Annotated in this window: 11 protein-coding genes; 2 read left to right on the top strand and 9 right to left on the bottom strand. The window is 41.9% G+C overall.

Annotated elements, in window-relative coordinates; translation table 11 throughout:
• Positions 1-150: 150 nt before the first annotated feature.
• Positions 151-3,018 (top strand): NosD domain-containing protein, encoded by a 2,868-nt coding sequence (locus QXD64_05570; protein ID MEM3396783.1) that lies wholly within the window; start codon positions 151-153, stop codon positions 3,016-3,018.
• Here QXD64_05570 and QXD64_05565 read toward each other — a convergent pair.
• Positions 3,015-4,238 carry an MBL fold metallo-hydrolase gene (locus QXD64_05565; GenBank protein ID MEM3396782.1) on the bottom strand — a complete coding sequence of 408 codons (1,224 nt, stop codon included), beginning with the start codon at positions 4,236-4,238 and terminating at the stop codon, positions 3,015-3,017. The genes QXD64_05570 and QXD64_05565 overlap by 4 nt on opposite strands.
• A 134-nt stretch (positions 4,239-4,372) precedes the next feature.
• Between QXD64_05565 and gvpD the strand changes: the two genes are divergently transcribed.
• Positions 4,373-5,890: a gas vesicle protein GvpD P-loop domain-containing protein gene (gene gvpD, locus QXD64_05560; protein ID MEM3396781.1), complete on the top strand. Its 1,518-nt coding sequence runs from the start codon at positions 4,373-4,375 to the stop codon at positions 5,888-5,890.
• Between the two features lies 1 nt (position 5,891).
• Here the strand turns inward: gvpD and QXD64_05555 are convergent, their stop codons facing one another.
• From QXD64_05555 to QXD64_05520, 8 genes are all read right to left on the bottom strand, one after another.
• The gene (locus QXD64_05555) at positions 5,892-7,058 is read right to left on the bottom strand and encodes an MFS transporter (protein ID MEM3396780.1); all 1,167 of its coding nucleotides are present in this window, start codon (positions 7,056-7,058) and stop codon (positions 5,892-5,894) included.
• Positions 7,059-7,164: 106 nt separating this feature from the next.
• Positions 7,165-7,740, bottom strand: coding sequence for a rubrerythrin family protein (locus QXD64_05550; GenBank protein MEM3396779.1), 576 nt, complete (start codon positions 7,738-7,740; stop codon positions 7,165-7,167).
• A 10-nt stretch (positions 7,741-7,750) separates the two neighbouring features.
• The gene (locus tag QXD64_05545; protein MEM3396778.1) at positions 7,751-8,407 is read right to left on the bottom strand and encodes a peroxiredoxin; all 657 of its coding nucleotides are present in this window, start codon (positions 8,405-8,407) and stop codon (positions 7,751-7,753) included.
• 10 nt (positions 8,408-8,417) lie between these two features.
• A complete protein-coding gene (locus QXD64_05540; protein ID MEM3396777.1) occupies positions 8,418-8,798 on the bottom strand; it encodes a desulfoferrodoxin in 381 nt (126 codons plus the stop codon).
• A 57-nt stretch (positions 8,799-8,855) separates the two neighbouring features.
• Positions 8,856-10,031: an FprA family A-type flavoprotein gene (locus QXD64_05535; protein MEM3396776.1), complete on the bottom strand. Its 1,176-nt coding sequence runs from the start codon at positions 10,029-10,031 to the stop codon at positions 8,856-8,858.
• A gap of 2 nt (positions 10,032-10,033) precedes the next feature.
• Positions 10,034-10,201, bottom strand: a complete 168-nt coding sequence (locus tag QXD64_05530; protein ID MEM3396775.1) for a rubredoxin — start codon at positions 10,199-10,201, stop codon at positions 10,034-10,036.
• A gap of 62 nt (positions 10,202-10,263) precedes the next feature.
• Positions 10,264-11,739 carry a glycine--tRNA ligase gene (locus QXD64_05525; protein ID MEM3396774.1) on the bottom strand — a complete coding sequence of 492 codons (1,476 nt, stop codon included), beginning with the start codon at positions 11,737-11,739 and terminating at the stop codon, positions 10,264-10,266.
• 56 nt (positions 11,740-11,795) lie between these two features.
• Positions 11,796-12,017 (bottom strand): hypothetical protein, encoded by a 222-nt coding sequence (locus tag QXD64_05520; protein ID MEM3396773.1) that lies wholly within the window; start codon positions 12,015-12,017, stop codon positions 11,796-11,798.
• Positions 12,018-12,194: the final 177 nt, after the last annotated feature.

Genomic DNA, 12,194 nt, shown 5'->3' with positions numbered 1-12,194 from the left:
AACCGGTGGAATGGATTAATAGTATATAACTATTATTATATTTTTCATATCAAATAATAACATCGACTGGAAATATTCAACCTACCAAAATCTGCATTTTTCGGGTACCACTCCCAACATTTATTAACTTCCTTGATATTACATTTATCCATGAAAGTGAGTATCATACTATTTATAGGAATTCTGCTGAGTACCCCCACGGGTCTATATGGGATTTCAAGCACAGGATACGATACTAGAGCTGTCCACACACCCATCTATATAGACGGTAATTCTAACTTTACCTATGCAAATGGTGTTGTAGGAGGTTCAGGTACCCCCACAGACCCCTATGTAATTCAAAATTGGGAAATAAGCTGCAGCGAAGCCCATGGGATCTGGGTTGCAAATACGAGCTTGTACTTTGTAATAAGACACGTGACAATCTGGGCAGAAAATCTCTCCAGCTTCTATGGTGTCTATCTTACCAATCTGACTAATGCAAGAATCGAGAATGTGACAGTAAAAAATACAATGACTGGTTTTGCAATTTTTGGTGTATCAAATGTGGTCATCACATCTATTTCTGCATCAGATTGCAACTTTGGACTGAACTTTTTCGGTGTATCTCAAATAGATTTGAAGAATTCAAATTTCAAAAACAACACAAATGCAGCATGTGTGCTTGCCCAGTCAGAGAATCTGCAAATTTCAAATCTAGAAATATTGAACTCGGGTGTACGTTTGATCGGCGTAAACAATTCCCAAGTTTCAGGATGTAATTTTGAAACGGATGAAGGTTATGCCCTTTCATTAGAGGACTGCTGTGCTGTGACAATCCAGAATAATGTTTTCTATAATTGCAGCCTTCTCCTCATTGGAGAAGAAAACTGGGCCTACAACACTCATACAATTACTGGAAATACTGTGAACGGAAAGGGAGTTCTATATGTAAAAAATCAGACGGGCCAGACAATTTCTGGCACTTACGGAGAAATTATTCTTGCCTCGACCACAGATTCCACAATTTCTAACACCACCATGTGTAGTGGAGATGTGCTAATTGAGGTTGCAAATTGCCAAAGGATTAACTTAAATTCAATTTCTTTAAGGTCAGCAGAAAACGGAATTTACTGTATTGGTTCTACAAATATACATTTAATTGAGATCTCCGCCAGTGATGTGGATAACGGCGTGATTATGTTAGATTCGACAAGTCTATCTGTAGAGAACTCGAGATTTACAAATGCAAGTACTGGCATTTCGTTTGTATCCACAACTGCTGCTACTGTTTCAAATTCAATTTTTGAAAACAGCACATATGGGATTATAGGACACCAGAGTACAAACATCGGCCTGAATTCCCTAACCCTTAAATCCAACACCCAAGCAGTTTCATTCATGGCCACAGAAAACTCACAGATAAGAGATTCAAAATTTATTAGAAATGATATATCAATCAAATTTGTAAATTCTAGAACCACTACTATATCTAGAAACCTGTTTATCGGCACAACTCACTATGCAATCACACTTGATGCAAGTTCTACAAACAACACGATTGCTGAAAACGCATTTTTGCTCAATCACTATGGTATGACACAGTGCTCTGATAACGGTGTAAAAAATAATTGGTACATTGGCACTCGTGGGAACTTCTGGGACGACTGGACGTCCCTGGATGCAAACAATGACACGATAGTAGATTTTCCTTATCCTATTGACGGGCAAAGTGGTTCCTATGACAATTATCCCCTTGCAATAAACCCTATTCCCCAGACACTTTCAGTAACGTGGTACATTTCTTCGCAGGAAATTTACACAAATGAGTATGTTTCCTTCACAATTTATGTATCCTGTTTTGAAATTGGTATTCCAAATGCGTACGTTGAATTCTTCCCGACACTTGGCAATGTAACAGCTCTGAGCTACACAGATGAGAATGGTGCACTATCTGGTACTTATACAAGTGGGAATGAGCCAGGCATCGAAAATATATCTGTAAAAATTCTACGCCCAGGCTTCGTGACAAAAACGATTGGAATTCCAATAAACATCCTTGAATATCCACACCTCCAGATAAATCTTTTCCCTGAAGCTTATGCTCTCTACGGAGGAGAAAACACCACTGTGGTTGTTGTAGTCCACTCTAGTGAGAAACCTGTTGGAGAGGCGATACTCTTCTTTACAGTGGAACCCTATGCCATGCTCTCGGAAAGTGTAAAGACCACTGATGTTAATGGAACCACAACAATTGTAATCAGCTTTCCAACTGTGGAGAACCAGACAGTCTTCAGAGTGCATGTGAATGCGACAAAAACAGGCTTTGCTGATGGATCTGGCTGGTGTGATATAACCGTTAACCCATTAAAAACTCTTGAGGTAAATATTTCATGTGTTGATAAAGCACTGGCTAATACTTCTACTGACCTCACTATTATCGTAAAATCTGAAAACAACACTGTAACTGGAGTAAATATTTCACTAACATCCGACATGAACTGCAACTTTACGCCCTCATCAGGACTTACCGACCTCAACGGCAGGTTTATAAGCGTTATAAAAATACCCTCACTGGACTTCGAGACGAAAATAAAAATTTATGCACATGTACGGAAGCAAGGGTACTCAGATAGTTTTTCGGAATTTGAAATGATAGTGGGGAATCTGCCACAAAAACCAATGAACTTAACAGGGGAAGGTCTGAACGGAAAAGTTATTTTACGGTGGGAAGTATCAACTGGTGCAAAAGTGTATCATGTATACAGAAGTGACAAGCAAGGTGGAGAATACTCACTGATAGGAAACACGAGTGCTGAAGGATTTGAAGACACAAATGTGGTGAATGGACAAACCTATTTCTATAAGATATGCGCTGAAAATGATTTTGGTATTTCCGACTGGAGTAACGAAATCGGGGTTACACCACATGCACCTGGAAAAATTACACCTGGGTTTGAGACAATGCTGTGGGTAGTAGCCGTCATAGGAGTTTCTGCATTGTTCTATCTCAAAAGTAAAAGAAGATACAAACCCTAAATTTCAAATTCTATACCTCTAACAGGCAGGATAACCTCTCTTCCTTCTATAACTTTTGCTAGCTCCTCCCTTGACTCTCCATGCATTAGAACAACCTTTTCTGGGTCACACATTTCAATAAATTTCAGAAGTTCGTCGTGGCCGGCATGTGCTGAAAAATCAAAGAAGTAAACAGGGGCTTTGACCTCCACTTCAGCTCCTGCAATTTTAACATTCCCTTTTTCAAGGAGAGATCTTCCATTAGTCCCTTCAACCTGATAACCAGTAAGGAGAACACCACAATTCTCCCTTCTCCTGATTACCTCAAGATATTCAAGAACTGGACCCCCATCTAGCATACCACTCGTTGTAAGAATTACTTCTCCCTTCATTGCTCTCTTTCTATCTCCTTCATGCCTAACCACATTTACATTTTTTAATGCATTTCTAAGTTTTTTTGCATTTCTTAGATACTCTGGGTGCTCAAGGTAAATTTTACTAACTTTTGAACCCATGCCATCTAACCAGATTTCGTAGTCAGTATTTGCAAGCGTAAGCAAAAGTTCTTGTGTTCGTGCCACAGCAAATGCAGGCACAAGCGCTGTTCCACCTGCATCCACAATATCCTCTATCTTTGAAAGGAAGCCATACTCTGTTTTCTCCCTTGGTGGATGATTTCTCCCAGCATAAGTGCTCTCAATGAAGAGATAGTCACATTTAACTGGCTTCGCGCCATTCACCAGGTTAGTCCGGGTTAAATTAAGATCTCCTGTGAACAATGAAACCCTGTTGGTCACTATTTCAAACATAGTGGCTCCAGGTATATGGCCAGCATCGTGTAGAGTCACCTCCGTATCGTTGATAGCAATGGTTTCTCCAAACGTAACTGGTTCCATAAGAGAAGTGGTTTTTCTTATGTCCCTCAAACCGTACTCCAAGCTATAGCCCTCCATCTCGGAGATTTTAAGGGAATCCTCCAGAAGGAGTGTAGTTACGTCTATCGTGGGAGGCGTTGCAAAAATCTCACACTCATACCGATTTGATATCCAAGGAAGCATCCCTGAATGGTCTATATGTGCATGGGATAAAAATACACAGTCAACATGAGGCGAAGGAAGTGGGAGACCTGGGGGTGTATCTGGCGTGATTCCATAATCGAAGAGCATCCGCTCTCTCCCTGTGTCCATTACCATGCCAAGCGAACCGACTTCGTCCGCACCACCAAGAAACTTTATACGCATTGGGAATAGGCTTATAGGTAGGAGTTTATGAATGTATCTGTTGTTTAAAGAAAAAAAAAGATGTGCCGCTTGCACACTCAAGAGAAAGATTATAAATAAGTTTGTAATATAGGAGAAAAACAAGGGGTGTCCAAATGGCAAAACAGATATCAATCCCTGAAGAAATCGTAGAATTCTTTCAGAAGCCTGGCGGTAGGTCTTTGATGGTAAAGGGTGGTGCAGGTACTGGTAAGACCACATTTGCACTTCAGATGCTTGAAGAACTTGCAGAACCAGATAAGTCGTTTTACCTCTCTACAAGGGTATCTGATGATGCGTTGTATACCCAATTTCCATGGCTTAAAGAAAAAGAAATGCGTGGGAGGATAATTGATTCATCTAGAATTTTGCTTGAAGCTCTATACAAACCCTCTGAAGAAGAGGAGGTAAAAGTGCCACCAGAGGAGGAACAACGGCTTGAGACAGCAAAGGAGTTTCTTAAAGCAATTTCCCAGGAAAGAGGCCCTCCAACAAAAGTAGATAGGACGAGGTTAACTGTACTCCTAGAGCAGAATAGAATGCCAGAAATTGAAAGAATTTATGCGAGAATAGAGCATGTGCTACCAGACAAAGCCACGCTCGTTATAGATAGCGTTGAAGGCATCACTCACAAATACGGGATTGAAATGGAAGAGTTTGTTATGACAATCCAGAAGGACCTTGTAGAGAACTCCAATACCAATGTGGTATTTGTTCTAGAAAAGCCAGAGGCAGGTGGACTTGAATATCTAGTTGATGGTCTGATTACTTTGAGCAGAGGAGAGATTGACAGGAAACGTGTGAGACATGTAACACTGGAAAAGTTGAGAGCTACTGAAATTAAGCAGCCGTACTATCTACTTACACTAAGAAATGGAAGGTTCACAAGCTTTACACCATATTATCCACCACCCTCTCAAAAAGAGTGGAACATCCAGTACGACAAAGAGAACTACTACAGCACTGGAATTCCTGATATGGATAGATTGCTGAGTGGTGGGTTTAGAAAGGGTTCCTACAATGTGTTCGAAATTGCAGACAATGTAGGGAGTGAGGAATACAATGCTGTACTCATTCCAGTAATGTTAAACTTCCTTAAGCAGGAAAGAGGCATCATTGCAGTGCTGCCTGGTGGTGAGCATCCTGAGAGTTTCAAGAAAGAGATAACAAGGTATGTTTCTGAGGAACTCTTCAACAAATATGTGAGAATCGCTGACTACTTCTCTGCAACCAGTCCTTATCCATATGTAATGCCACTTGCGAAGACTAGAGAGGAAATGATACGGACTTGGCGGGAAAATGAGATGGCAATCAGAGGTAAGGAAAACAAACCAATAATAGAATACACTGGCTTCGATGCCCTAGAATACATCCAGGGAGATGCACCAGCCATCAAAAGCTTGTTCAGTGGAGTTGCTAGAATAAAGGTCTCAAAGGATATTGGGATTGGTTTACTCAAGCCAGGTTTGAAGGTTACTCAGGAAATCATAAACATGGCTGACACATATTTCAAGATCCTAGATATAGACAGGACACCCTGCATTTATGGAATCAAACCAAGAACAATAATATATGCAATTGTGGCGGATGAATTGCTCGGGACACCAAACATAAAGTTTGTGCCAATCGTATAAGTTAGAGCCGCTGATACAGGATTGCTGCAAGAATTACGGAGATCGAGGCAACAGCGGTGGCTGCGAGGATACTGAGATTGAAGATTGCTGAGATGGCGCCAAGGAGATTTATCATTATCAGAAGGCCAGAGATACCTCTGCCCGTGTTGTAAATAAAAGAAGTACCTGTTGTTCTCAGGTCTTCTCTGAAAATTTCTGTAAAGGCGGGACCAAAACCAGCAAAAAAGCCACATGCAAACTGAAGAGAAAGCAGGGAACCAAGCACAAGCAACGGTTTTCGCACGATGAAAAGGATTAATAGAAGAGCGACCACAAAAATAGCTGTATATAATACAAAAATTTTCCTTCTTCCAAACTTATCAGATAGATGTCCGAAAAGAATGTGGCCTAAACCATTGGTTATGGCAGAAAGTCCAATGAAGATGAACATCTGCTCACTGGTGAGAATGCCTGAATTCACCAGTTCCCTGGGTAGCCAGGTCCATACCAGATAGAATGCATACATGCCGAGAACTGAAACGCACAGCGCAACAGCCAGCGGTTTTAGAGCCACACCTTTCAGTGCTTTCCTGAAGCTGTGAAGTTTTGGAGAGATATGGGGCACATTGAAGTAAACATAGCTGGCAAGGAGAAGAGCAAGTACACCTATGAGGAAGGAATACCTCCAGCCAATTGTTTCAGCCACGAACCTTGCTGAAAGGGCTGCTGCACCAACACCGACACTCCAGCCTGATTGAAGGATGCCAAATCCAAGTCCCCTGTGCTGTTTCCCCAAGACATCATTGAGCAATGAAGAACTTATACCCCATTCCCCACCGATAGCCAAACCAGAGACAAATCTTGCGAACAAGAGAGATAGCCAGTCATAGGAGAAAAATATCAGGATGGTTGAGAGGGAGTAGACCACAAAATCAATTGTAAGGGCTTCTCGCTTCCCAATCTTGTCAGCCAGGATGCCGAAGAGCACACCTCCAACTGCAGTAGTTGCAAGCTGGACACCGAAAATAATTGAGTATGTTTGAGATGTGACATTGAGAGCTGGCAGGATGTAGATGCTGAGAATTGAGAAGAGCACGATGTCGTAAGCGTCAAAAATCCAGCCAGCAGTGGAAATGAAGAGAGTGCAGTTCCTGTCTTTTTTTGAGAAAGTGCACTGGCTGATTTCCATGGTTTTGAGCAAACCTTACCCATTAAAATTGTTTGTGGTAGATGGCAGTTTTTGAGTCACTATTTCTACGAAAAAATGCTAGAAAAAAATTTGAATAGTTTTTGTTTTACCAGTTCTCCTCCAAAAGTTCGTAGTATGCTCTTGGATGTGCACATGCGGGGCAAATCTCAGGTGCTTCAGTGCCCTCATGGATATAGCCACAGTTTCTGCATTTCCATTTAACTGGCTTGTCCTTTTTGAAAACCTTGCCCTCCTCTATGTTCTTTAGCAAGCCCAGATACCTTTTCTCATGCTGCTTCTCTGCATTTGCAATTGCCCTGAACACTGCTGCAATCTCTGAAAATCCTTCTTCTTCAGCAATTTTTGCAAACTCCGGGTACATGCGCGTGTGTTCATAGTTTTCCCCAGCAGCCGCCGCTTTCAGGTTCTCCGCAGTTGTGCCGATTTTCCCAGCTGGAAAAGCACCGCAGATTTCGACCTCGCCACCTTCCAGAAACTTAAACAATCGCTTTGCATGCTCCTTTTCGTTGTCAGCCGTCTCCAGAAAGATTGCTGATATTTGCTCGTAGCCCTCTTTCTTCGCTTGAGAGGCAAAGTAGGTATAACGGTTTCTGGCTTGAGATTCGCCAGCAAACGCAGCTAGCAAGTTTTTTTCCGTTTTTGTGCCTTTCAAACTCTTCATTTTTACCACCTCACAATTTTTTGTAGCATAACCACCAATCAAAACACTCTATTTCACCTTTTGCCTTGCTTTCCTCTCTTTTCTTCTTGTCTGCAATCGTGCTTGCTGGAGGGACAATCACCTTGTCCCCAATCAACTCATTGTTTGGCCAGTTTGCGGGAATTGCCACCTTATTTGCGTCCACAGTTTGCAACCCCTTTACCATTCTCAGAATTTCATCCATATTTCTGCCAAGTTCTTGTGGATAGTAAAGAATTGCTCTGATTATTCCATTCGGGTCAATAATAAACACGGCCCTAACTGTGCTCATCCCTTTAGCTGGATGGATTAGGCCAAGCATGTTTGCGACCCTGCCCACATCGTCGGCAATAAGCGGGAAGGTTATCTCAACACCAAGTTTTTCCTGTATCCACTCAAGCCACTTGAGATGAGAGAAAATCTGGTCTATGCTCAAGCCAATAAGCTCACAATTTAGTTTTCTGAAATCCTCGTATCTCTTCTGGAAAGCCACAAACTCTGTTGTACAAACTGGCGTGTAGTCAGCAGGGTGGCTAAACAGTATGAACCATTTGCCCTTGAAAGCATCTGGTAGTTTCATCATTCCCTGTGTGGTTTTCACCTCCATTGGAGGCAAATTCTCACCGAGCAAAGGCATTTTTCCTTCCATCTCTACCACCTCACAATCTTGTTTCCCAGAGTCCATGGATGTTGCAGTACTCCCTCACTGCAAGTACTTTCTCAGAAATCTCAAAGTCGGCCTCTGGCTTATCCCCTGGCTTTAGATGTCTTATGTAAGTGCCTTTCTCAGTTATTGCCTCAATCCACTCAATGTAGTGTTTCTCCTCCATTGGATGGGCAACAGAACCCACTGCCACATGGATTCCCGTCGCTGTCTTCGTCACCACTGGCAAATGTTTTTCCTTTCCCTGCTCTTCTCTCTTTGGCTCCATCAAGGTCATTGGCTGGCCGCAGCATACAAGTTTTCCAGCCCCTGCGTGGACCACAGCCACTATATTCCCACATATCTGGCATTTATATATTTGTCCCAATTCTGTCATTTTTTCACCTCTTCTTCTTTTTCTGTCATCACCTCAGCGGAACTGAGGTGTTTGACCCTAAAGTTCAGTTTCATGACGATGCTTTACCTCCTCTGCAAGCTTATCAATCGCACGATAGTCCGCTTCTGCAGGCAACCCGTGAATGTAAACTGGCTCAAGCAAAACTGGTTTTATATTTGTAAGCATGCCCTTTATCTGCTCTATCGCTCTCCCACCCCAGCCATAAGAAACAATTAAACCAACGAACTTTGTCTTTGGGCGTAGAGCATTGAGTAAGTAGGTTGCATAAACGGCAGCAGGATGGGCACCTGCGAGCACTGTCGGAGTTCCAAGAATTACAGTTGCAGAATCTACGAGCTCTATTGCAATTTCACCAATGTCTGCATGAGCCAAATCAATCTGTTTCACCTGCATTCCAGTTGAAACAAGTTTTTCAACGAAGTAGTTAATCGCTTTTTTTGTGCTTCCGTGCATAGAAACATATAGGACAAGTACTTTATTTGCTGGTTTTTCAGAAACCCATTCTCTGTAAAGCTCCAGAATAACCTCTGGTTTAGCGTGCATCGGTCCATGGCTTGGTGCGATCATCTTTATATCAAACTTTTTCAATTTTTCCAGATGCGAGACAATGTTGTTTCTGAACGGCATCATGATTTCTGCATAGTAGCGTTTAGCATGTTCCTCAATACCGCATCTGCTTTCCACAAACAACTTGCTGGTTGCTAAATGGGAGCCGAATAAGTCGCAGGGAAAAAGAATCTTATCTTCTTCAAGATAGGTGAGCATTGTTTCAGGCCAGTGAACCCATGGGGCGAGGATGAATGTGAGCGTTTTGTTTCCGAGCGAGAGTTTCTCGCCATCAGCAACAACAATGAATTTTTCATCAGGAACATGAAGTAGTGCCTTCAGCAACTCCTTACATTTCTGGTTTGTCACAACCTTTGCCATTGGAAATGCCTCAAGCACCTCTGGTATGCTGCCAGAATGGTCCTGCTCTCCATGATTAGCAATCACATAATCGATTGAGTTTACCGCAAGCGAGTGAATATGTTCAAGCAATTCTGTTGCTCTACCAGTGTCCACAGTATCTATCAACGCAGTTTTCTCTGAGCCAGTAATCAGGTAAGCGTTATAACTCGTGCCATGAGGAAGCGGAATGAGTTCATCGAAGAGTTTCCTGTCCCAGTCAATAACTCCAACCTCGTAGACACCATCAACAAGTTTTCTTGGCATACTCACATCCTCTCAAAGGATGATTTGCTAGCTCCACAAACTGGACACACCCAGGTATCAGGCAAATCCTCAAATGCTGTGCCTGGGGGAATTCCCGCATCCGGATCACCCTTTTCAGGGTCATAGATATATCCACACACCTGACATACATATTTTGTATTATCCACCATTTTCCCAACTCCTTTTAACATTCGCCTGTGAAGGAGAAAGCAGAAATTGTTAATAAAGATGTCTATGACGGCAATAAAAATTTACCCAGATATTCTGGGAGTTGTGAAATTTTCACTCTTTCCTGGTTAGTGGTATCTCTAAATCTAATCGTTACCGTATCCTTCAATTCACCATCCTGGATTGTTTCATAGTCCACGGTGATACAGAATGGTGTGCCAATCTCATCCATTCTCGCATACCTTCTCCCAATTGAGCCAGAATCATCGTAAAAAACCCTAAAATCTCTCTTCAATCTCTCGTAAATCTCAACTGCGACCTTATCTAGTCCATCCTTCTTAAAAAGCGGGAAAATACCACAATGATAGGGAGATAGATAAGGCTTAAGCTTGAGCACATTTCTGTCTTTTTCTCTTTCCATAAAAAGGTCGAGGAGAGCCCAAATGTTCCGATCTACACCGAAGCTTAGCTCAAGCACATGGGGTACAAATTTTCTTCCATCAATGTTGACCTCGTGGCTCACCTTACTCATTGTTTGGTGTCTTGTGAGGTCATAATCACCACGATAGTGCAAACCTGCAACTTCCTTGAAACCACCCAAACTTCCCATTTCAACTTCCACATCGAAGTGAATCCTATTGTAAAATGCTCTCTCTTTTTCGGATTTCTCAAAAAATCTGAATTTTTGTAAAGGCACACCTAGAACTTCAGTGTAAAATTTCTGGATTTGGAGCATATGAAAGACATAAAATTCTGGCAGGCCAAACTCCATCAATTCTCTTGCAGTGTAATACCTAGTTTCAGGGCGATGGGAAACCAGCACAACTGATAGTTTCTCGGAGACTTTCCTACACTCACATTGCTGGTTGAATTTTTCAGGGTCAAAAAATATCTGAAGTTCTGCTTGAATTAGTTCGCGTAATCTATAAAGTCCCTGTCTTGGCGAAATTTCGTTTCTGTAAGCTCTGCCTATTATCGCAAGCCCTAAAGGTAATTTCCTCCTACAGGTTTCAAACTCTCTGTTAAAGTTGAGATAAGCTCCCTGGGCGGTCTCAGGACGGAGAAAACCCTTATCCTTGCCAGTTGCTCCAATTGAAACAGGAAACATCATGTTGAATGGCCTGGCTTCTGTAAATTCCTCATGCCCACATCTGGGACATTTAATTTTTAGCTCCTTGATTTTGGCATCCAGTTCAGATGCACCCAGGCTTTCTGCATAAATACCTGTTACTTCCTCAATCAATGCATCAGCTCTGTATGGCTGACTGCAATTCTTACATGTGACAAGATAGTCTGTAAAAAGGTCCACATGGCCAGATGCTTTTAACGCCGCCTCAGGCATTATGGTGGGAGTGTCTATTAGATGATAGTTTTCGTTAAGCGAAAGAAAAAATCTAAGCCAGAGATTTTCCCAATTTCTTTTTAATGCTGCACCGAGATGCCCATAATCGTAAAAGCCAGATATACTGCTGTAAATTTCTGCAGATTGCCACAAAAATCCCCTGCGTTTACAAATTGCATAGAGTTCTTCAGCATTCATATTTTGCACCTTAAACAAGAGATGAAAAAATCAAAATAAAAATCATCAGAAAGAAGTTAATCCTCTTCTCTAGTTACAAGAGAGTACAGAACCTTGCTCCCGTGAAGCATTTTATGTAAATTTGTGACTATTTCGCCATACTCTGATGGAAGTTTCCATCCTATGGAGAAATCAAATTCTCCGACTTCTGGTCTGAACCCAAGGCTCCGCATGTCCTTGACTACCTCAAGAGGAGGTTTACCTTCGCTATTGAACAGGAGTTTTACATATGTTCTCATGGTTTCCCCTTTTCGTTTATACTGACACTCAAATTTAAACCTTTCGGTGATTTCAGTATCTCCGAAGAAGTTGGAAAAGCTAGATACTCACTACTACCCAAAAAACCATTAGAAAGGGAATTGATGTGGACATACTACCGGGAAACCTACTGATTTTTTCCCGGCCTACACCCCTAT

The organism is Thermoplasmata archaeon, assembly GCA_038874435.1.
Lineage (GTDB): Archaea > Thermoplasmatota > Thermoplasmata > Lutacidiplasmatales > SKW197 > SKW197.
The sequence above is the reverse complement of the archived record's forward strand: the minus strand, read 5'-3'. Positions and strand labels throughout refer to the sequence as shown.